Consider the following 19,994-nt stretch of genomic DNA (forward strand, 5'->3'; position numbering starts at 1 on the left):
CGAGGAAGAGGACCGGCACGTCGACACCGAGCGGGACTTCTCCTTCGACAATGGGTTCGGAGACGACGACGCCGTCCACCCCCTGCTCCAGGAGTAATTCCACGGCGCCGGCGATGCTTTCCGGGTCGCCGTCCGGTGTGTTGACCACGCGGAGTGTGTAGCCGGCGTCTCGTACGGCCTGCTCAATGCCCACGAGCAGGGAGGCGGTTCCGTAGCCGGCGGTGCCCAGCGCGACCACGCCGATGGACCGGGTCCGTCCCGAGGCCAGTGCCCTGGCGGCGTGGTTCAGCCGGTAGCCGAGCTCCTCGGCGGCCGCGAGGACGCGTCGACGGGCTTCGGCGGAGACGTACGGCTCGTTGTTGAGGACCCGGGAGACCGTCTTGCGTGAGACGCCGGCCAGGGCGGCCACGTCCTCACTGCGCGGCGCGGAGGAGCCCATACCGTGCTTCACGCCTGCTGTCATGAAGTCTCCCATGGCGTGTGCCTGAAACGAGCGAGGTCAGTGACATGACCGCGCGGGCTGACCGCGCGGTCAATGTCTACGCATCCGCCCGACCCGCGTCAAGAGTTCTCGCAACGTTACTTGCCTCAGGTGGCGGCGGTAGGCGAGGCCCATGGCCGGGCGGAGCGAGGTGCCGTAGGCGCCGAGGAAGGAGTGCCGGCCAGGTATTCCTGCACCTCAAGGAGGCAATTGCTGTGCCCGCACGGCTCGGGGCGCAGCCATGCCAGCCCTGTCCGTCTGTTCCGGTTTCCGGCAGGAGCGGCTTGTGCCCGGACCCGGTCCGCTATGACGTGCTGCGGCGCGAAGCCTTGACAGCGAGTCCATGGAGCGTTCACGCTTCCTGGCGTCCGGCGATCACATTTGTTCGATCATGTTTGTTACTGGCTGTTTCGGCGACTCGCTTCCGCTGTCTCTCCGTCCGACAGGCCTGTTCAGGACCCGACACGAACCACCCCTCGATCGGCTGGCTGGTCACCGGTACAGGCCGTCGCCTGCTGCTCCTGCCGCAGCGACAGTCCGTCAAAGGCCTGCCCCGGGGCGGCAACGCCGGCTGACGCCCGGAGAGAGAACCACCACCGTGCCCCCTCACTTCCCCCGCGCCTCTCTCCTCGTGGAGCCCACCGCTGCACGGGTCCACGAGGAGGGCCGGCAGTCCTGGAGCCCAGCGGCGGCTACGCTCTCGGCGCCGCTCCGTACCGGCGGCCGACGAATGACAACTGGGCGACCGACTGCTACCGCCCCCGGCGCGCTGCCCCGGCCGGGCCCTTCCCGGAGGAGGGATTGCTGGTGCTGGACGAGGGTGGCGGCTCGCCGGTCCGACCGCGGGCGGCGGCCGACCGGCCGCGCGTTGTGCCGTCCATCCGGCTCACCACCCGCGCGGGGCCGAGGTGAGCGCAGCGCGCCCGGCGAATGGCTCACCCTCTGGGGCCACTTCACCTCCCGGGCCGGGCTCGCCGACGCCATCCGCGCGCGGGGCCGTAGAGCGGCCATGTGGACGGCGCCGTTCCTGGCCGACCTGAGCAGAGAACTCGCCGCCGCCTACCCCGACCGGCCCGGCCGGTCCTTCGACGGCAGTGCCCTGCACGCCGACCGCGACCGGGGCCACGATCTGTGCGTCCTGGACACTGCACACCTGGCTGCGGCCGCGTTCCTGATCGAGGTGTTCGCAGTTCCGCGCATCAAGGGCCATGACTACGTCGAGGTCGGCTTCCTTTGCATCGGCGCACTGGACGGCGTACGGCACCTGCAGGGCGACGCTCTGACGGCGTACCGCGAAGGCATCGCTCTGATCCGCGAGGCGATGGGTTCGGGCGAGTACCTGCTGGGCTGCGGCGCACCGATCCTCCCCCCATCGGTTTCTTCGACGCGATGCGCGTCGGCCCCGGCACGGACACGTACCGCGGCGCCGAGGCCGGACCTCAGCCAATTAGGCCGGGATCCTCCCGAGTTCACCGGCACAGGGTGTCAGTTGCAGCACGGCCGCTCCCGAGCCAACGACCCCGACTGCCCGATGGCCCGTCCCGCCGTCAAGACCCGCGAGCGCTGGGCGGGGTCGTGTCCCTTGTCGTGCCGAAGAGTCTCCTGTACCGCGCTGACGGGACACCGCAGCCGGACGCCGGGGCTCAGCAGGTTGGTCTCGCCTGGCTTCCGTCTCTCGACGACGGCCGACGCTTGATCCCGTTCGTCTGCTCCACGGTCCACCTCCTAATGATGTTGTCAAGCCGCAGCAGTGACGGGGAGGTTGCTTTGGTAGCACTGTCCGTCACGGATGAGAGCCCACAGGACGTTCACGCGTCGTCGGGCCAGGGCGAGGACGGCCTGGATGTGCCGCTTCTGTATGGAACATGGCATCGAACACCGGCGGGGTCACAGTCAGAAGTCCACATCGATCTGCTGATCGAGGAGTGGCATCGGCAGTGCGGCGTCAGCGTGACCGATGCCGTTGGGGTCGACGGTCCGTCCTTGCTGGTGCCAGCTACGTCAACGGTCGGCCCTCTGCGTCTTCTGGACGTGTCGCCGGGGGCGGGGCCGGCAGCGGCGGGGTTTCGGTGTGCCGGGCGAGGCGGCGTTGCAGGTCGATGTGGCGGAACTGGTGGATGGGCCCAACCTGCCGCAGGACACCCCGCACTTGGTGAGCGTCGGTGAGGAACGACATGAGGTGGCGAGGCAGGGCTCCCTGATACCGGGCGGTCAGGTAGAGACGGCTCAGGGTGAAATCGCCCCAGGCGGTGCGGTGGAGCGCGGCGGCCAGACCAAGGACGAGTCCGCTCCAGAAGCCGATGCCGCAGCCGAACACCGTACTTTCGATCAGCCTGCTGACGGGATCTGCGTCGCGCATGTCACCGTTCAGATACCCCAGCAGGGTGCCCAGGAGGAGTCCGGCCAGGAGGCCGAGGAGGGCGCCGGTGCGTACGAAACCCCAGCAAGCCCTGCGGTCCTGCCGGAGCAGTTCCTGTGGACTTGTGACCGAGGAGAGGTCGGCTGGGGCGGCGCTCCATGCCGTGACCAGCCAGCAGACAAGTCCGGCCACGGCACCCCAGCCGACGCCAGCCACCCGGTCGAGGAGGAAGTCGAGTACCGTGCCGACGAGGATGGCGGTCCCGAGCCCCAGCAAGAGGGAGCTGCGGTTCCACGACCAGTGGCCCCGCACTGCGGGGGTGTTTCGTTCTCGCAGCCGAAACGCGTGGCTGAGCAGCCATCCCGCGGGCAAGTAGGCGGCCAACAGGGCCAACATCCAGAGAGGGGACCCCAACAGGCCACCGTCCCAGCCCCCGAGGAAGAGCGTGATACCAGGCGCGGAGCAGAACAGCGCCAGCCGGTCCCCGAGGCTGCCCCCGGCAAAAAGACCTAGAAGGGCAAGGCCGATGCCCAGGAGCGTCAGCAGGAACATCGCCGCGCCCAGGACCGCGCCCGACAGCAACCGTCGTGCGGTCTCGGGCACCGCCAGCCGCAGCTGCCACCAGGCGAGGTCGGCTCCGCCGTGCAGGTCGTGCTCCAAGTGCCGGGCCAGGAAGGTGAGCGTCTGCTGGGCCTGGGCGCTGGTCCATCGCTCCTGATGGCCGGGAAGGGGGCGGTAGGCGGCGGGGACGAAGCCGTCGAAAAGCAGGGCGCGGATGGCTGCGGCGGTGGGGAAGTGGGTGGTGTCGCACAGTTCGGCCGGGTCGGGTAACGCAGTGGGGCGTTCGCCGGGGCGCGGGTTGTAGATCGTTCGGGCCAGGAACAGCGTCAGGGGCGTCCGCAGTGCCTGGCCGATGGGGGTATCGGTGGGCAGGAGGTCGAGCACGGGCCGCCACCGCTCGGCGGAAGGGGTGCCTTCTCCGCCGGCGTCGCGGCGCAGGTAGGCGGCCGCCTCCTCGGGGGCCACGGCGCCGAGTTCGATGCCGGCTGCCCCGGTGAGGCGCACGGGAACGCCTGCGTTGGCAGGCGGATCGACGGCGGCCTGGTACTCGACGGTGCGGCTGGTCAGGACGAGGGGGGTTCCCGGAGGCAGGGTGCGGTTCACGGCGTCCAGGGCCACAGCTCGGGTGTGCGCGGGAAGTTCGTCCAATCCGTCGAGCAGGGGAATGATCAGGTGCTGGTCCAACAGGGCGCGGGCGCGCGAGGTGACCTGCCCGGGTCCGCTTGCGGCCGGAGCTGGTGCGGCAAGGCCCGGGTAGTCGGTGGCGAGACGTTCGGCCAGCCATGCGTCGAGTTCCCGGCGGTCGGGGTCCCAGGAGGCCAGCGGGAAGATGACCGGGACCGGTGAGCCCGCCTCGCGCGACTGGAGCAGGCCCAGCAGGAGGCGTACGAGCAGCATCGTCTTGCCTGCGCCCGGCTCACCGAGGATCAGCAGGCGTCTGCCCGGTGCGCGGGCGGTGAAGACCTCGACGATCTCGCCGTCGCTGCCGGCCAGGCCCTCGGGGCCGCTGGCCCAGGCGGGCGGCAGTGCGGCCCGGTCGGCGGGTGCCCCGGTGGACGTACGGACGAGAATGTCCCAACGTTCCACCAGGTCGGCGCGGGCGGGCCGCCAGGGGACCGGCAGGGGGTACGGTTCATCGAGGCGCCGGATTCTAGCCTCAGCCTGCCACTGGGTGCGCACCGCTAACGCCAGTTGGTCGGTCATGGCCGTCGGGCCGAGGCTGTCAGCGTGTTCGCTCCGGTCGGCCCGGTAGCCGAGCCACGAAATGTACAGCGATGCCACACCGACGACGAGGCCCACGGCGGTGCCGGCGACCCCCAACAGGTGTTCTGCGCTCGCTCCACCGCCCCGGTGAGCCGACTTCGCGAAGATCAGTCCAACGGCAGCGACAGCTCCGGCAAACAGGGCCCATGCTCTGTAGTGTCCGTGCCTGCTGTTGCCGCCGCTACGTGCGTCCCCCGTTCGCATGGGCATGAGGATGCCTTATCGCGCAGCAGGGCGACAGGCCGAAGCCGGACGGGTGGACAGTCAGCGGTACGACCACTCGGCACATCGACAGCTGCGGAAATGTGATCGGAGAGTGCTGCCCGCAGCCCGGCCTACGGCCGTCCCTGACCCGGTGTGGGCGTACGAGTTCGACGCCACGGCTGTCCGGCTGATGTGTCAGGACGATCCGGCCCTGCGCAGCACCATCGCCCAGTGGGTCGGCGACGTCATGACCCACACGGTCACTGCGGTTGGCCGGGCGGGCCACCTTCAAGTCGCTGACCAGTAGAGATTTCGAGGCAGTTCTCCACGTCGTGACACTGACCGAGCGAGCAAGAGTATGGCCCTCCCTGTAGCGCCCGGGAGGGCCATGCTGCTCATCTGATGCGGGTGCCGATCGGTCCTCAGCGGTTTCGCCGCCGCTCTCGGGCGACCTGGATGGCGTCAGGCCACAGTGAATCCGCCGTCGACGGGCAGGATCGAGCCGGTGACGTAGGTTGCGCCGATGAGGTAGCGGATAGCGTCGGCGACGTCCGCCGGGCGGCCGATCCGCTTGGCCGGCACGGTATCGGCGGCAGCCGCGAACTGGGCCTGCTTCTGTTCCTCCGGCAGGAAGGACCACCAGGGCGTGTCGACGGCGCCCGGCGAGACGGCGTTGATCCGAACCGGCGCGAGTTCGGCGGCCAGGGGTGACACGATCCGCTCGATCGCGCCGTTGACCGCGGCGAAGGCCACCGTCCCGGCCAGTGCCGATCGTGCGGTGGAGGCGGAGATCAGCGTGATCGAACCTGTCACCTGTGCGCGCTGGATGGCGAACAGGTAGGGGAAGAGCTTTCCGTCGAACGCTGCCTTGACGTCGGCCAGCTTGATGTCGTTGAGGGGGCCGAGGCCCACAGCGCCAGGGCTGAACGCGAGCACCAGGTGGTCGAAGACACCGATCTGGTCGAAGAACGTCGTGACGTCATCCTCGGATGTGCTGTCCAGTTGTTCTGCGAACGCCACGGCGCTCTTGACCGCGGCCAGCTTCTGCGGATTGCGTCCGGTGACGATCACCTCGGCGCCGTCGGCCGTCAGGCTCTGGGCGGTGGCCAGACCGATCCCGGATGTTCCGCCCATGATCACAACACGCATTACGTGCCTCTTTTCAATACGTCGCGTCTCGTTAATCTATCGAGACGGCACGTCTTGTAAAGTGCGACCCCATGACAGGTGATCGACGGCTGGGAAGGCCACGAAGCGAGGAGTCACGGCGGGCCATCCTCACGGCGGCCATGGACGGGTTGCAGGAACACGGCTACGCAGCGCTGACCATCGAGGGCATCGCCGCCCGCGCCGGTGTGGGCAAGCAGACGATCTACCGTTGGTGGCCGTCCAAGGCCGATGTCGTGCTCGACGCCATGCTTGACCTGGCAGAAACAAGGATCACGGTCCCGGACGAGGGTTCACTGCCTGCCGACCTGTCGGCATTCCTGCGCGCTACGTTCCGCCAACACGGCCAACGTGCCGTCCTGATCGGGCTGATGGCCCAGGCCCTGCTCGATCCGGTCTTCGCTGTGGCGTTCCGGGACCGTTTTCTCTTCAGCCGTCGCGCTGCGCTGCGCGAACTCCTCGACCGGGCGATCACGCGCGGCGAGATCGCCGCCGACATCGACCCCGAGCTCCTCATCGACATTGTTTACGGCGTTCTGTGGTACCGACTGCTGCTCGACCACGCACCACTGGACGAGGCAGCGGGCGAGCAGCTTGCGTCGCTGGTGGTTCGTGCCACTCGCTGAGTCGGGTTCCTGAGTTTTCGGCTCAGGCCAGCTGCTCGGGGGTGTCGGCGATGCCTGCAGCGGCCAGGCGTTCGGCATGCTGGGTCTTGGCGCGCAGCGCGACCAGTGTTTCTTGCCGGCCCGCGACCTCGCCGAGCCAAACCTGCTGGCGGGCTTCGGCGATGCGCTCAGTCAAATTCGTCTCCAGCTCGCGCAGCAAAGGAAGTCGGCTGGGCTCGAGACGCAGCATGGGGCAGCGGCCGCTGGTCCGCGACGCTCTCGTCACGTTCGTCGTCGACAACGAACCGGGCAGCGCAGCGCGCGCAAACGAGGTCCGGCGGGGGCTGGAGCATGCACGCGGCGACCTGCTCCGTGCCCTCGATCGTGGCGAGGAGAACACGGCTGCCGATGTGGAAGCAGAACTGCGGATGCGCTTGCGCCGTGTCCTGCGCGACCGGCCCACTTCATCGACGACGGCGACGTCCTGACGTCCGCCGGCACCGCGGCCGGAATCGACCTGTGCCTGCACATCGTCCGGGAGAATCTGATCGCGCTACTGGGCGCGGCCCAGTACAACGTGGAGCACACCGACATAGGCGGGCGCCGGCTGAACCCTGCGGAGATCGACGCCTGCCAGCTCAGCGTGGTTTCGCCGGACGACCAGGACCCGTTCTGGGACGACCTGCTGAAGTCCATGCTGAGCCTCGCTGAATCCGTCCCCTACGCCATCGCACGCTGGCTTGACCGGCAAGGGGCCTGAGGGGAGCTGGCGCACGGGAGGGCCAGACCGACGGTTCGGGCAGCTGACCCCCCGAACGATCTGGAGTGGTGCCATCAGCTTCGGTCTCGTGACTTCCCTGAACTAGAGAGTTGCCGTGCAGCGCGGCGTGTGCTTCCTGGTGTGTAGGCGACGCGCGAATCGTGACCCACATCGGACGCTTGGGGTTCTACCGGCCCACTTTTGAGGTGTCGCCGACAGGGCTGCGCCGCTGCTGGGTCGACGGATCACCTCCGCTCGCGCGGAGAGCACGCCCTCCCAGTCGAAGACGACGTCCCCCCGCGGACCATCTCCGCTCGAGCGGAGGTGAAATCACCCACCCCTGGTGCCGACTACGGTCTGCGACAGAGTCGTTACATCCACTCCTCGGACAGCGGACCGGACCCGGGCTATCAGAGCCTCGCCATGCCGCTCACCGTCCGTGCCCATAGGCTAGAGGGGCTCGGGGCTGGTGGTGGGGGTGTGCTGTGCCCCGAACGATCTGGTCAGGTGCGATCAGCTTCGGTCTCGTGACTTCTCTGAACTAAGAGCATGTCCTACGTGGTGAGGCGGACGAGTCGCTTGTAGCGACAACCACCACTACGCCTCGGTCGATCGTCCACTAAGGTTCGGCGTGGATCGTTGCTGTTCGTGCTTGTTGCCTGTGAGCCGCTGGTGTCAGTCGTTGCACGTGGTCTTGACAGGGCTGCTTGTTCGGCCTGCGTACTGCGGTGCTCACCTCTGGATGCCGGCGAGGAGGGTGAGCACCTTGGGCCAGCCGTTCTTCTTCGCGACGGCGTTGCCAGCGCGAGTGCCGCCCATGGAAGGGTCGACTTTGCCCTCCGGTAGGAAGGGGAAGGTTCCGACACCGTGCCCGGCGCCGGGGTAGACCAGTACCTGGTAGGGATACTGATCCTGGGCCGTGTGCAGCTCCGCGGTGATCGCCTTGACGTAGGTCGGTGATGGCCAGAGGGCGTCGTCTGCTCCGGCGATGGCCAGCAGGGGCCCGCTGAGGTGCTCCAGCGGGATGCTGCCCTGGGGGATGGGATGCCCGTCCTTGGTCCAGGCGTTGCCCCCGCCGGATCCCTGGTTGACGTTGGACGACGGGGAGTAGACGACGACGCCGTGGATCAGATGGGGATAGTCCTCGGCGAGGAGCAGGGCGGGTTCGCTGCCTCGGGAGTAGCCCATGGCGACAATGTGCGAGGGGTCCGCGCCGGGCTGGGCTGCCAGCAGGCGGGCGGCGGTGGCAAAGTACTCCAGCGGGATGTCGCGCAGGGTGGCCGGCAGGCCGGGCTCCCCGACGTAGCCCAGGGCCAGCGTCGGGTAGCCGCGGGAGGCCAGCAGAGCCGCCTCCCACTTCATACTGACGCCGCCTTCGGATCCGCCGAAGACCAACACGGCCGGGTGCCGGGGAGTGCCAGGCCGCGGCAGGAACATCTCCCCGACGACCTTGTCGTGGGCCAGAGTGAGCGTTCGGGCGCTGACTCCCTTAGCCGCGCCTTCGCGGGTGAGCGTGCGGCTCGCCAACTGCCGCCCATGCGCCGTCACGGTGATCTTCACGGCGTACGAGGGGGAGGACTCAGGGGAATGGAGGGAGAAGTAGTCACTGTTCGGGTCGCCGGTAGGGGGCCTCATCGACCAGAACAGGCCCATGCCATCGACCGTGTTGTACGTCCCCGACACCGGCCTCGCCGTGGAGAGGTCAACGAGGCCGTGATCGTCTGCGGTGAATGTCGCCTGGCCGTCCCACACCTTGCCGTCGCGTGCGGTTGCCGAAGAGCCCACAGTGATCTGGTCATGCGGCTCCAGACCACTGATCTTCAAGTGAACGGCCTGATCAGCCAGGGCTGTCGGCGCATCGACCCCGATGACCGCTTTGCTACTGGCGTGCGTCCCTGGGGAACATCCCGCCGCCCCCCAGCCGATCACGACGGCCACCGCCAGGGCCCATCCTCGCAAGCGCCGTAACGACACGTTGCCCCCATCAGCAGGAGTGACCCACCACATTGATCTTGAAATGCCCGCAAGTCAACTACGGGGCCTGCATTTTGACGCGTGGATCCTCCACGGGTGGCGTCCCACCTTCCACTCGTCGCTCTCCCCGGCTCCCAGTGAGCTGCCGGTGCTTCAGCGAACGGACCAGGGGCTCGTAAGGCGCCTACTTGGTCGCATGTCCTCGTTCCTTCCGACGAGTGGGCAGGCCGAGGTTCACCAGTCCGCTGGGGGACGCGGTGTCGATGTGGCTGATCTTGGACTCGGCGCCGGCCAGGCTGACGCGGAGACCTTCGATCTCGCCGAGCCAGCCTTCCGTCTCGGCTTCGGCGATTCGGGCGATCAAGTTGTCGCGGATCTCGGCAAGCCGTGCCCGTTGGGCCGGGTCAGGTCGCAGGAGCGAACACCTGACGCAAGCGTGTTCATGAATGCAGGCGGTGCCGTAGGCGCGGGCGCAGGTGCCGACGGAGAGCTTCCGGCGTTCGAAGTGGCCGAGGAAGTCCTCCCACTCGGCGTCGGTGCGGGTGCGGTATTCCTCTGCCGGACGTAGGGCGCGGCGGCGGGCGATGAAGGCACGATGGGCTTCGATGGTCTCTTCCGGGTAGATCGCGTTGTAGCCCATCGTGGTGTTGATGTTGGCGTGGCCGGCGATGACCTGCGCGATGTGAGGCGGGAGCCCGGAGCGGATGGCATCGGTGATGAACAAGCGGCGGAAGTCGTGCGGCGCGAAGACGAGAGGCTGGCCGGTTGAGTCGGTGAGGCCGATGAAGGCGAGGACCTCTCCCAGCGCGCTGCGGATGAACTCGCCCGACATGCGGGATCTCTCCCCGCCGCGGTCCCACTGGAACAGCAGCGGAGACGGCGGGTTCCAGGCGCGTTCCTCATAGTCGTAGGCGGACAGGAGCGGGATGACACCAGTGCGCGGGTCGCGGACGCGTCGGATGATGGTGGCCAGGACGTCGGCCAGTTCTGGGCTGACGAGTACGACTCGCTCCCGGTCGGTCTTGGACGGAGCGATCTGCAACAGTGGGACGATCTCGCCCGTGGTCGGCAGCCGGTACTGGATCATCGCGTGATGGCTGATCTCCAGCATCTCCTCGATGCGGGCGCCGGTGTGGCGGAGGAACTCCACCGCGGCCCAGGCCCAGAACGCGCGATGCTCGCCCTGGCCGAAATGGCGAAGAGTGCCCTGCTCGTCCCGCGCGGCGGCGGTCGTCGCGTTCTTGGTACGGACGAAAACCGCGTCGCCGATCGTGAAGGTGGCCCCGGGCGGGACTGCGAGCAGGGTCTGGAGGCGGGCCGATTGCTGGGCATGGTGATCGGCCGCAGCCCGGACGAAGGTCTCCAGGACGGGCAGCCGCTCGCGCGTCCGCTGGTCCATGCGGGCCTTGCGCCGCTTGACGCGCTCGCGGTTGGAGACTTCAGCCTCCTTGATCGGACAGGGCGCTGCCCAGGGCCCCCACCGGGTGGGTTCCTCGGCCGCCCAACGCGCGATGTCCAGGTAAAGAGCCCGCACCGCCACCAGCAACTGGTCGTATTCAGCACGCTCGACGAGCGTCTCCTCCACGGTGCCGTCCGGCCGTTTCCGCCGCTGGATCCTGGTTCGGAACCGCTCCTTCCATGCGGAGGCGACCCCGGATGGCAGGTCGAGGGAGCCGATGCCGGGATGGTGCATCTCCAGGTCGGACCAGAAGTTCCTGGTCAGATTACGGGCGAGATTGTCGAGAGTGCTGTAATCGAGCCGCGGTCGGCGTTCCTCCAGATAGTCGATCAGCAGCTCGCGGACCGGTGCGGAGACCACGCCATGCCGGTCGACCAGCTGCGCGCACGTGAGCTGCCCCGTGACCTTGTTCAGGAAACGCAGCGTCACCGGAGCGTTGGACGGCACATTCCCCAGGTCACGCAGCCAGGAGTAGAAGAGGGTGCCGCCGGCTTGGGTACGGACCAACTTCCGTAACTCGACGTAGTACTCGAAGGCGTCCCCAGCAGTGATCTCCGCCAGACCCCCGCCCTTGGCCAGCATGATCCAAGCCAACGCCAAGCGGGCCCGGCCGCCTCCGACAGATACCCACCGCGTCGGGCCGACGATCTCCTGCAGTCGGGTCAGCCCCTCAGGGTCCCTGGTGCGCTCGACAAGGGGACGCAGATGCGTCGTGCGGCAGTCGAACTGCCAGGAAATCGAGAGGCGCAGCGCGTCGATGCTGGCCAGCATCAGCAGCCCTGTCTGCACGTGCTTCCACTGCGCATCGGCCGCAGCACTCACCCATGCGTATCCCTCTTTGACCCAACGCTGAGGACTGGCAGCTGCCGGCGACGCTTCCCATCGTTCCTGCCAGGTCTCGCCCGGGAAGCCGGATAGCCAGGCCAGAACGGCACGCGCACCATGCCTGCGCTCCCACCGGGTGTGGGCCTTGTCCGCTCGAAACGGTGGCCGATCGAGATCGAGCCGGGAACTGAGCCTGGGCCTGCCGCATCACGCCGCCTGCGGCCGGCCGCACCGGTGGACGATCGTCCGGCCGGACGCGTGTGCCGCCGGTCATCTCCCGGACGCGAACGTTCACCGGGCGCCTCCGAACAAGTCGTGCAGTGACTCCGCGCGGTATCCAGGGCCGGGCGCTGCCGGGACTTGCGCCAGCCGCGTCTGGCGCTGGTGGTGCGCACGGACCGCTTCAATGGTCTCGTCACGGCCGGCCGGCAGGTAGATCTGAGTGGTACTCAGGTGCGCATGGCCAAGAACCCACTGCACGTCCGTCAAGGCCAGTCCGGGATCGCGAGCCATCCGGTAGGCGGCGGTGTGCCGCAGGTCGTGCAGCGTCCAGTTCGCCCCGAGCAACGCGTTGGCCCGATTCAGCATCGCCCGGGCCGCATGGTAGGTCAGCGGCCGAAACGGCCGCCGCAACGTCCACCACAACGCCTGGTGCCCTCCCCGGGGTGCCCCAGCTCGCCACGCCTCCTCCTGATACAGACGCAGCCACACGAACGCATCAGGCGAGGACGGCAACTGCTGAAATGCCTGGGTCCCCTTGCGAATCACGCCAAGCAGCTGCTCTCCGGGCAGCGGGTCACGCTGCCGACTGGTCAGCAACTCGCTGGCCCGGGCCCCGTTGGACACCCAGAACGCCAGAAGAGCACGGTCGCGGTTGTAACGCAGCGTGGCAAACAGCTCGTTGAAGCAGTCGTCGGGCAGCCGGCGCGGTAGACGCTGAGGAAGCGATGGCCTGTACCTGCCTCCCACCGACTGCCGAGCCGTCCGGCCAGCCGCCGCCGGCAACCGGCGGCGTTCCCGCGCTGGGGGAAACGGGTTGATGATCGGACCGGTGCCCTCCTCCAGATGGAAGGCGTAGAACGACCTCAGCACGGTCTCGCAGTGCACGCGCGTCGACGCCGAGTACAGCCGACCCGGCGAGGCCCGGCCCGTGACCGGGTTCGGCACGCCTGCCGCACGCCGTGTCACCGGCTCCAAAAGCCCCTCACCGAAGGCCCGGTGGCGCCAATGCACCCGGGAAGCCTTCGGCGCGATCTGCATCCACCGCGCGAAGTCCCGCGCATCCCGGCGTCCCACCCGATCCCACGCGACGCCCCATCCGGACAGGAAACGCCACCACCGCAGCAGGTCCATACCGTAGGAGCGGATCGTCGTCGCCGGCCGCGAGTTGGCCTGGAGCTCCGCGAAGAACGCCTCGACCGGGGCGACGATGGCGCCCTCCGCGTCGAGCAGGACACATGGCCGCAGCGGGTCCGTCGTCTCGATCAGTGCACCGGTCTCCGGCAGCACGAAGCCTGCTAAGTCCCGGGCAACATCATCCGTCTCAAGCATGGCCGGGAAGCTAGCAGATAGGGCCTCTGACCAGCGATTATTCCTCGGTTAGTTCAGTCAACGGCACGGTGCCGATCCACGTCGTGAGCGCCACCGAGGACCACTCGGTCCGCTTCCACCAGTACCACCTCCACGACATGGCCCGGGTGCGGGTGCGGAAGTTCTGTGAGGTCGAGGACCGAGAGGTCCGTACCGACGAGATCGGCAAGGGCTACGAGCTGACCAGGGACGCGGTCATTCCGATCACTGATGAGGAGCTGCGGAACCTGCCGCTGCCGACGGCGAAGGCCATCGAGATCGAGGCGTTCGTCCCGTTCGACTAGGATCGACCCTCTGCAGATCGCCGAGGGGTACTACCTCCAGCCCGACGGGCCGGTCGCAGCCAAGCCCTACAAGCTGCTGGTCCAGACCCTCTCTCGCTCCTCGCGAGTGGCGATCGCCAAATACGCCTGGTCCGGCCGGGAGCGGCTCGGACGCCTGCGCATCCGGGGTGAGGCGATCGTGCTGCACGCGATGCGCTGGCCGGACGAGATCCGTTCGCCAGCAGAGCTGTTCCCGCCTGCTGTGGACCTGTCTGACGAGGAGATCGACGAGGCCGTCGCGCTGATTGACGGCATGACCATCGACGATCTCGAGGGCGAGGAGTTCCGGGACCAGTACACCGAGGCCTTGGAGCAAGTCATCGAGGCGAAGCGGGAGGGCCACGCCCTGCCCGAGGCGCTCGAGACGGAGGAGCCTGGCAAGGTGCTCGACCTGATGGCCGCCTTGAAGGAGTCGGTGGCCAAGGCGAAGTCCGCGCGCGGCGAGGACGTCGAAGACGACGTGCATGAGCTGCCGAAGAAGAAAGCCGCCGTCAAGACGAGCACGGCCCGCAAGCAGCCGGCCGAGAAGACGGCCGCGAATAATACGACGAAGAAGACGAAGAAGACGACGGCGAAGAAGACGGCACGGCGATCACGCAGTGCCTAGTCCAGCATCCCCAGGGCCGTGTCCGGTTGGCACTGCGGGCAGGCCTTGACCCCGTCGGCGAGTGCGCGCCGGGCCTGGTCACGGCTGATGCCCCGGCTGTGTCTGCCTGTGCTCCAGCAGTTCCCCACGTGCACATACGTGGGTGGTGCGTCGCGGTTGAGCCCGAGTTCGATCAGCCAGTCGGGCGTCGGCGGGCGGGCCTGGATGCCGCGGTGCCTCTCGGCTTCGCGGCGCTCCTCGTCGGCGATCCATCGGCGGGTGCGCGCCAGGTCCCGTTCCTGTACCCGCTCCAGGAACCGGAGCAGCGCGAGTCTCGACGGGACCGTTTCGTTCACGTGTTCGATTCTAGACAGTAGGCTGCCGACCGCACATCAACGGGGAGGCCGCGTGCGAAAGCGTATGGAGCTGGGTGAGCTGCTGCGGGAGCAGGACGTCGACTGGCAGGCGCTGGACTCGGCGCCGGCCAAACCGACCCGGGACGAGCAGATAGACCGCGTTCGCCGCCTGGTGCCGTGTTCGGTGTGCGGCGAATTGGCGGGCGTCGCCCGCGTCCACGACAGTCCCGAGGGCGGGTCGCGCTGGGTGGACCTGTGCATGCCGCACGCCGTGCTCACCTGGCCCCCGGCGCCCGGCATGCCGACCACCTGGGAGGGGATCTTCGCCGACCTGCGGGACATGGCCGCCGAGCTGGGGCTGACGATGCGTCCGATCAGCGAGGGGGAGTTCCAGGAGAGCAGCCGCTGCGCGTGGCTGCGTCTCGGCCGGCGCTTTCACCTCGTCATATCCGCCACCGGCCAGCCGACGCTCACCAGCTGGCATATGGGCGAGACGGTCGCGCGCGGCCGGTTCACGGCCACGGCCGCCGAGTTCCGCGCCGTGCCCGGGGCGCGCGTCGCCCTGATCGACGAGGCCGAGCGTAAGACGCTGGCCGTGTGGCCCGACGAGGCGTAGCCGTCAGCCCTCGGGCTCGGCGTGCCGTACGGCCTTCTTCACCGCCTGCTCCACGTCGTACCTCGACATGGGTACGTCGTCGCGCGCCGCGTACTCACTCACTGCGGCCTGGAAGTCGCCGGCCTTCTCCCGCCACGTCTTCCACTGCGCCTCGTACGCCTCGCCGTCGAGGTCGGCCAGCTTCGCGTGCGCCTCCTGGGCGGAACGTTCCAGCTTGATCAGTTCGTCGGGGATGTCTGCCACGTGCACGGATCTTAAGCCACCGTGAGGCACAGGACCTGCCACCTGCGGACAGCAAGGTCAGGGTGTTGGCATGCCTCTCAGTTGAGAGCCACCGCCGTGAGCACCCGGGCTGTCTTCCGTTCTGCTCGACCGGCAGGATCAGGCGCATGAGGATTCTGGTCATCGGCGGCACATGGTTCCTGGGCAAGAACATCGTAGAAGGGGCTCTCGAACGGGGGTGGTCTGTAACCACGTTCAACCGTGGGCGCTCCGGCCGTGACGTTGCGGGCGCCGAACCGGTCCACGGTGACCGGACAGTCCGCGAGGACCTGCAACGCCTCGCCCAACGCGGGCCGTGGGACGCGGTCGTCGACACGTCCAGTTCCGAACTCGCGCCCCGAGACGTCCTGCTGTCTACGACCGCCCTCCGGGATGCGGCTCGGCGATGGGTGCACATCTCGACCGTGTCCGTCTACGAGGGCTGGCCGCACCAGCCGCTCACCGATACCTCGCCGCTGCTGGAATGCCCTGCGGACGCCGACGAGACGTACGGATACACGGGGGAGGACGGCAGTCCCACGATCTACGGATTCCAGAAGGCCGGTGGCGAGCGAGCCGTGACTCAGGCCTTTGGCGACCGTGCGGTGTTCCTTCGGCCCGGCGTGATCCTCGGCCCTGGCGAGTACGTCGGCCGGCTGCCCTGGTGGCTGAATCGGGCGAAGCGCGGTGGACGGATCTTGGCTCCCGAGCCGAGCAGCCAGCGCATCCAGCCGGTCGACGTCCGCGACGTCGCCAAGTTTGCTCTTGACCAGGCCGCGAGCGACACCAGCGGCGGCTACAACGTTGCCCACCCGGACGGGCTCGCGTTCGGCGACTTCCTTGCCGAGTGCCTGTCGGTCACCGGCGGCGCCGGCAAACCGGTATGGACGGCGCCGGAGGTGCTGGTGGAGCAGGGCGTCAAGCAGTGGACGGAAATGCCGTTGTGGCGCACGCACGCCGGCGTGTGGTCAGTCGATGCGAGCGGCGCGGTCGCCGCTGGACTGCGGTGTCGGCCGATCGCTGACACCATCAGGGACACGTGGGCCTGGTTGGAAGCGGATGGGCGTCCCGTGGACCATCCGAGGTGGGCGGACCACGGGATCGCTCCGGAGAAGGAGGCGAAGGTCATCGCCTCCTTGGCCTGACTCAGGCCTCCAGTTGGAGCAGCGCGGATCGGCTGCTGAGCTGGTGATTGTTGGCGGTGCGGGTGAATTCCTCGGCCTGTTCGCGCAGTTGCTGGGGGAGTGCGGCGCCTCGGAACGGCTGCTGCGTGAGGAAGTGCTGAATCTGGCCCGTGCGGTTGAGGATCCCGGTCACCCGCTGGTCGGCAGGGATGTCCCACACGGCAACCATGGCCGCCGCCGCACCCTCGACGTCGTTCGTGAGAAGCCGGGCCATGGCCAGGTCGGCTGAGGCGCTTCCGAGAACATGGGCTGAACGGCCGTTCTGTGGACGGTGGTTGAGCAGGTCGAGGGCACGCTGGGCGGACTGCTCGGCGTGCTCGCTGTCGTGGATGAGGAGCGCCGTTGAGCTGCTGGACATGGCCAGGCGTTCCGAAGGGAAGCCGAACTCTCCGCCGACCACATCGTGGAGGTCGTCGCGTGCGCCGCTCTCAACTTCCTCGGAGAGCTGCAGCGTCCGGAGAGCGGATTCGATATCGCCGAGGTAGCCGTGCGCGCGGGCCTCGATCGCGAGGAGCCGTCGACGGGCGACGTCGCCGAGACCTCCGTAGGTCTGGGCGCGTTGCGCCTTGAGTACGGCCTCGCCGGGCATGCCGGTGTAGTACGCGATGTAAGCGAGGATGCCGTCGGCGTAGGCCCGCAAGGCCTCGAACCGGGCGCTCTCGCCGTACAGGTGGGCGGTACGGGCCAGGCGGCGGGCACCGTCGAAGGCGCCGAGGTTGAAGGCCGACGTCGCGAGCAGGGCGACTGTCTGCCCCGTGAGCTCAAGCAGCCGTTGCTGCTGGGCAGGGATCTGCGTTCGGTCCCGCAGGTCCAGAAGCTCCTCCTGGAGCTTCCGCCCGCGCCGGAAGGCCTCGATCGGCGGGATCGACGCGTATTCGCGCGCAAGGGATGCCACATCGTCGGTGAACTGGTCGAGGCTGGTGTCGGAGACGGACGCTGCGGCGGTTGCGCTGGCGTCGTCTTGTGCGTCGCGTGCGGTCATGTTGATCACGTGCTCCAGGTCGAACGCGGGTACCTCGGGATCTGCGGGCAAAGGCGGAGGTGCAAACAGGTCTGCCATGTTTCGACCTGTCATGGCCTTCAGTACGCGGCGGGTGTCCGGAGTCAGCGAATCGGGCCTGACCTGGCCCTTTCTCCAGCGACGGACAGTACGCTCGCTGCACGTCGGGTTGTTGACGCCCTTCTGAACGACCTCGTCGGCCGTTCTGTCGAACAGCTCGATGAACTCGGGGACGCCCAAGTCGTGCTCGTCGCACCACTGCTTGAGCAGCGTTTCGGCCTGTGCACTCACGTCGTCCCCCAGTCGTCGAGCTTGGCCCGTCGGCGGCTCGCCTGCGGATCGATCCCTTCGCTGGAAGAGGACCCCGGCGCCATCGTCCAGTGCAACACATGCCCAACAGATGGCACTTGACTGGCCGCCAGGTGGCCGGTGGCCGCCAGACGGCCGTGCAGGTGGCACCCCGCTGACATGGTGGTGGCACCCCATCCAGGACCAGGCTGATCAGCACCCTCGCTGAGAGTGCATGTCCAAGCACAGAGTCGTGGAAACAGAGGTCCCCCGTGACGCAAATGGTGAGCGCCGCCCTCGCCTTTCCCTTGGCGAACCCAAGAGCAACTGAGGCTCCGTTCGTCGACGTTGACTCGGCGAGCTCTCGAGCGGGCGGATCCGACACGCGGCCGACTCCTGTCCGTCCGCAGGTCTGGACCCACAGCTGGTCGATGGAAGCGTGCGTCCCCAGGCTTGCTCGTCTGCACGCCCGTACGCGTCTCGGACTGATGGCCTGGTCGGGTCCGCAAGAGGCCGCCGTACGGGTCATCACGGAGGTCGTGCGGAACGGCGTCCAGCACGTCGGCGCCGGCAGGGTCACGCTGACCATGTCGGTTGACGATGGCGACGTCCTACTTGTCGACGTGACGGATCCGAGGCCCGCGGACCATGGCCTCGACAAAGCCCTGCTTGGGAGCGACGGCACGGGGATGGGCTTCGTGCGACAACTGGGCGGCGAGGTCAGCTGGTTCCCCGATGAGTCCGGCAGCGGGAAGACCATCCGGGTCCGTATGCAGCCTCGTGGACTCGGCCACATGTTCCCGAGCGTCGAGGCCCCCTGAGCGGCCGCCGGGCCGCAGCCGCCTACCTCCCCAAGGTCTGAGCCTGGCTGCCGCCCGGCGGTCTTCCACCATTCCCACAGCGTGAGGCTGACGTGTCCCCCACTTCCCTCTTACGCGGTCTGAGCGCCCCAGCGGTGCTGACCGCCGTCGCTTTTCTCACATGGCGGGAGCGCACCGATGCCCGCCCATGACATGTCCCTGATTGTCGACCTGGCGGGCCGGGACGACGAACTGCGCTTGGCCCTGGACGATTTGCGCATGAACCGCTGGTTCGCTCTGCGGGATCTGCTACTGAAGGCCGGCGGCGACTGGCCGCTGCGCACCGCGCGCAGCCAGGTCCTGGCGGTCGGAGCGGGTGACGGTGGTGCTGTCGCGACCTGGCGCGAAGAGGAGCCACGCAACGCGGACGCGCTGATGATGTGGGCGCGCGTCCTGACGCGGCAGGCTGTCCGTGCCTTTCGTGAGGGCAGAGAGAACGGGTTGCTGCGTCGGGTCGCCGCTGTCGCGCGGGACGCCTGCTGGACGGCGTTGCGGACCTGGCCGGAGGACCCGGTGCCGTGGGTGTGCCTGCTGGACCTGGCTAAATTGCCCATAGACGCCCGGCATTTGGACCCGTTCTTCAGGCAGCGCCACCACCAGTGGGGCCAAGCGCCGGAAATGGGCCTGTTCCCAGGGCCATGGCCCCTGCTCCACGAAGCGGACCTGCGAGATCCGGGCAATCGCGAGGCCTACCACCGCATGCGCGAGTATGTCGATGCGCAGCTCTCCGGCGGCCTGGCCGTGGACTTTGCCCGGTGGGTGACCGCCCGAGCGCCGCAGGGCTCCGCGCTGCAGGTGCTGCCGTTGTACGCGTTCGTCGCGGAGTACCAGCGGCGGCACGGAAACGGGCAGGGCGGCGCCATCGCCTTCTGGACCACCGAGCAGGTCAGGCACTACGCGCGCAAAGCCCGGGACGACTGGTTCTACTGCATCCCGCCGACGGCTCGCTCGCGGCTGTCGTTGTTGGACCTCAACCACCTGGCCTACGCGCTCGTCGCGTCTGGGGAGAGCGGGGCGAGCTGGGTGTTCGAGGCGATCGGACCATATGCGACCAGCGGGCCGTGGGCGCAGGTAAGCGCAAGTCTCGGCCGGGACTGGCAGAACGAGTTCCGACGCATGCGCGACGCCTCGCTGCGCCGGCCAAGGGGACACCGCTCATGAACAGCCGCTCACCCCCGCCAGCGAGCACGCCCCTCCCACCCCGTTTCGTCCCCACGTCACCACAGAGGAACTCTTGTGCCTGGAAGAACAACGGCCCCCTCGTTAGCGCAC

At 68.2% G+C, this 19,994-nt stretch carries 19 protein-coding genes and 1 pseudogene; 10 read left to right on the forward strand and 10 right to left on the reverse strand.

All coding sequences use genetic code 11. The features are described from left to right. Nucleotides 1-463, reverse strand: a 463-nt coding sequence (locus ACWC09_RS44550; protein WP_450857041.1) for a LacI family DNA-binding transcriptional regulator, incomplete at its 3' end; no start/stop codon positions are given. A gap of 886 nt (nucleotides 464-1,349) precedes the next feature. Here ACWC09_RS44550 and ACWC09_RS44555 point away from each other — a divergent pair. Then, complete coding sequence (locus ACWC09_RS44555; RefSeq protein WP_450857043.1) at nucleotides 1,350-2,177, forward strand: hypothetical protein; 828 nt, start codon at nucleotides 1,350-1,352, stop codon at nucleotides 2,175-2,177. Nucleotides 2,178-2,477: 300 nt separating this feature from the next. Here the strand turns inward: ACWC09_RS44555 and ACWC09_RS44560 are convergent, their stop codons facing one another. Beyond that, entirely contained in the window at nucleotides 2,478-4,604 is a 2,127-nt protein-coding gene (locus tag ACWC09_RS44560; protein WP_450857044.1) for an NACHT domain-containing protein, read from the reverse strand. Nucleotides 4,605-4,980: 376 nt separating this feature from the next. Here ACWC09_RS44560 and ACWC09_RS44565 point away from each other — a divergent pair, with 376 nt between their 5' ends. Beyond that, on the forward strand, nucleotides 4,981-5,175 hold the full coding sequence (locus ACWC09_RS44565; protein WP_450857079.1) for a hypothetical protein: 195 nt from the start codon (nucleotides 4,981-4,983) through the stop codon (nucleotides 5,173-5,175). A 155-nt stretch (nucleotides 5,176-5,330) separates the two neighbouring features. On the opposite strand, the gene ACWC09_RS44570 is transcribed toward ACWC09_RS44565, so the two are convergent. Next, complete coding sequence (locus ACWC09_RS44570) at nucleotides 5,331-6,017, reverse strand: SDR family oxidoreductase (protein WP_450857045.1); 687 nt, start codon at nucleotides 6,015-6,017, stop codon at nucleotides 5,331-5,333. Between the two features lie 71 nt (nucleotides 6,018-6,088). Between ACWC09_RS44570 and ACWC09_RS44575 the strand changes: the two genes are divergently transcribed. Next, nucleotides 6,089-6,661, forward strand: coding sequence for a TetR/AcrR family transcriptional regulator (locus ACWC09_RS44575; RefSeq protein ID WP_450857046.1), 573 nt, complete (start codon nucleotides 6,089-6,091; stop codon nucleotides 6,659-6,661). Between the two features lie 22 nt (nucleotides 6,662-6,683). On the opposite strand, the gene ACWC09_RS44580 is transcribed toward ACWC09_RS44575, so the two are convergent. Then, entirely contained in the window at nucleotides 6,684-6,890 is a 207-nt protein-coding gene (locus tag ACWC09_RS44580) for a hypothetical protein (protein ID WP_450857081.1), read from the reverse strand. Between ACWC09_RS44580 and ACWC09_RS44585 the strand changes: the two genes are divergently transcribed. Further along, nucleotides 6,889-7,128 carry a hypothetical protein gene (locus ACWC09_RS44585; protein WP_450857083.1) on the forward strand — a complete coding sequence of 80 codons (240 nt, stop codon included), beginning with the start codon at nucleotides 6,889-6,891 and terminating at the stop codon, nucleotides 7,126-7,128. The genes ACWC09_RS44580 and ACWC09_RS44585 overlap by 2 nt on opposite strands. Nucleotides 7,129-7,217: 89 nt before the next feature. Beyond that, nucleotides 7,218-7,400 (forward strand): hypothetical protein, encoded by a 183-nt coding sequence (locus tag ACWC09_RS44590; protein WP_450857085.1) that lies wholly within the window; start codon nucleotides 7,218-7,220, stop codon nucleotides 7,398-7,400. Between the two features lie 732 nt (nucleotides 7,401-8,132). Here the strand turns inward: ACWC09_RS44590 and ACWC09_RS44595 are convergent. The 3 genes from ACWC09_RS44595 to ACWC09_RS44605 form a co-directional block, all read right to left on the reverse strand. After that, complete coding sequence (locus tag ACWC09_RS44595) at nucleotides 8,133-9,407, reverse strand: acyl-CoA thioesterase/BAAT N-terminal domain-containing protein (RefSeq protein ID WP_450857048.1); 1,275 nt, start codon at nucleotides 9,405-9,407, stop codon at nucleotides 8,133-8,135. 151 nt (nucleotides 9,408-9,558) lie between these two features. Further along, nucleotides 9,559-11,655 carry a tyrosine-type recombinase/integrase gene (locus ACWC09_RS44600; RefSeq protein WP_450857049.1) on the reverse strand — a complete coding sequence of 699 codons (2,097 nt, stop codon included), beginning with the start codon at nucleotides 11,653-11,655 and terminating at the stop codon, nucleotides 9,559-9,561. 294 nt (nucleotides 11,656-11,949) lie between these two features. Further along, nucleotides 11,950-13,209 carry a tyrosine-type recombinase/integrase gene (locus ACWC09_RS44605; protein WP_450857050.1) on the reverse strand — a complete coding sequence of 420 codons (1,260 nt, stop codon included), beginning with the start codon at nucleotides 13,207-13,209 and terminating at the stop codon, nucleotides 11,950-11,952. A 26-nt stretch (nucleotides 13,210-13,235) separates the two neighbouring features. Between ACWC09_RS44605 and ku the strand changes: the two are divergent. Further along, nucleotides 13,236-14,178, forward strand: a pseudogene (ku, locus tag ACWC09_RS44610) (non-homologous end joining protein Ku). Here the strand turns inward: ku and ACWC09_RS44615 are convergent. Continuing rightward, on the reverse strand, nucleotides 14,175-14,513 hold the full coding sequence (locus ACWC09_RS44615) for a DUF6233 domain-containing protein (RefSeq protein ID WP_450857052.1): 339 nt from the start codon (nucleotides 14,511-14,513) through the stop codon (nucleotides 14,175-14,177). The pseudogene ku and the gene ACWC09_RS44615 sit on opposite strands and share 4 nt — an antisense overlap. Before the next feature lie 52 nt (nucleotides 14,514-14,565). Between ACWC09_RS44615 and ACWC09_RS44620 the strand changes: the two genes are divergently transcribed. Continuing rightward, nucleotides 14,566-15,129 (forward strand): hypothetical protein, encoded by a 564-nt coding sequence (locus ACWC09_RS44620; protein ID WP_450857053.1) that lies wholly within the window; start codon nucleotides 14,566-14,568, stop codon nucleotides 15,127-15,129. Nucleotides 15,130-15,132: 3 nt separating this feature from the next. On the opposite strand, the gene ACWC09_RS44625 is transcribed toward ACWC09_RS44620, so the two are convergent. Then, a complete protein-coding gene (locus ACWC09_RS44625; protein ID WP_450857054.1) occupies nucleotides 15,133-15,372 on the reverse strand; it encodes a hypothetical protein in 240 nt (79 codons plus the stop codon). A 146-nt stretch (nucleotides 15,373-15,518) separates the two neighbouring features. Here ACWC09_RS44625 and ACWC09_RS44630 point away from each other — a divergent pair, with 146 nt between their 5' ends. Next, nucleotides 15,519-16,535 carry an NAD-dependent epimerase/dehydratase family protein gene (locus ACWC09_RS44630; protein WP_450857055.1) on the forward strand — a complete coding sequence of 339 codons (1,017 nt, stop codon included), beginning with the start codon at nucleotides 15,519-15,521 and terminating at the stop codon, nucleotides 16,533-16,535. A 1-nt stretch (nucleotide 16,536) separates the two neighbouring features. Here ACWC09_RS44630 and ACWC09_RS44635 read toward each other — a convergent pair whose 3' ends face one another. Further along, nucleotides 16,537-17,865 (reverse strand): DNA-binding protein, encoded by a 1,329-nt coding sequence (locus ACWC09_RS44635; protein WP_450857057.1) that lies wholly within the window; start codon nucleotides 17,863-17,865, stop codon nucleotides 16,537-16,539. 428 nt (nucleotides 17,866-18,293) lie between these two features. Here ACWC09_RS44635 and ACWC09_RS44640 point away from each other — a divergent pair, with 428 nt between their 5' ends. Together ACWC09_RS44640 and ACWC09_RS44645 are read left to right on the forward strand one after the other, a co-directional pair. Next, nucleotides 18,294-18,683 carry an ATP-binding protein gene (locus ACWC09_RS44640; RefSeq protein WP_450857058.1) on the forward strand — a complete coding sequence of 130 codons (390 nt, stop codon included), beginning with the start codon at nucleotides 18,294-18,296 and terminating at the stop codon, nucleotides 18,681-18,683. A 177-nt stretch (nucleotides 18,684-18,860) separates the two neighbouring features. Next, nucleotides 18,861-19,883 (forward strand): hypothetical protein, encoded by a 1,023-nt coding sequence (locus ACWC09_RS44645; protein ID WP_450857059.1) that lies wholly within the window; start codon nucleotides 18,861-18,863, stop codon nucleotides 19,881-19,883. Nucleotides 19,884-19,994 lie beyond the last annotated feature (111 nt).

The organism is Streptomyces sp. NPDC001617, from assembly GCF_053596855.1.

Coding starts and splice junctions, on each gene's coding strand:
- ACWC09_RS44580 (WP_450857081.1), bottom strand. CDS start 6,890: ATGCTGCGTCTCGAGCCCAGCCGACTTCCTTTGCTGCGCGAGCTGGAG.
- ACWC09_RS44575 (WP_450857046.1), top strand. CDS start 6,089: ATGACAGGTGATCGACGGCTGGGAAGGCCACGAAGCGAGGAGTCACGG.
- ACWC09_RS44560 (WP_450857044.1), bottom strand. CDS start 4,604: ATGACCGACCAACTGGCGTTAGCGGTGCGCACCCAGTGGCAGGCTGAG.
- ACWC09_RS44640 (WP_450857058.1), top strand. CDS start 18,294: ATGGAAGCGTGCGTCCCCAGGCTTGCTCGTCTGCACGCCCGTACGCGT.
- ACWC09_RS44595 (WP_450857048.1), bottom strand. CDS start 9,407: ATGTGGTGGGTCACTCCTGCTGATGGGGGCAACGTGTCGTTACGGCGC.
- ACWC09_RS44570 (WP_450857045.1), bottom strand. CDS start 6,017: ATGCGTGTTGTGATCATGGGCGGAACATCCGGGATCGGTCTGGCCACC.
- ACWC09_RS44585 (WP_450857083.1), top strand. CDS start 6,889: ATGGGGCAGCGGCCGCTGGTCCGCGACGCTCTCGTCACGTTCGTCGTC.
- ACWC09_RS44630 (WP_450857055.1), top strand. CDS start 15,519: ATGAGGATTCTGGTCATCGGCGGCACATGGTTCCTGGGCAAGAACATC.
- ACWC09_RS44605 (WP_450857050.1), bottom strand. CDS start 13,209: ATGCTTGAGACGGATGATGTTGCCCGGGACTTAGCAGGCTTCGTGCTG.
- ACWC09_RS44645 (WP_450857059.1), top strand. CDS start 18,861: ATGCCCGCCCATGACATGTCCCTGATTGTCGACCTGGCGGGCCGGGAC.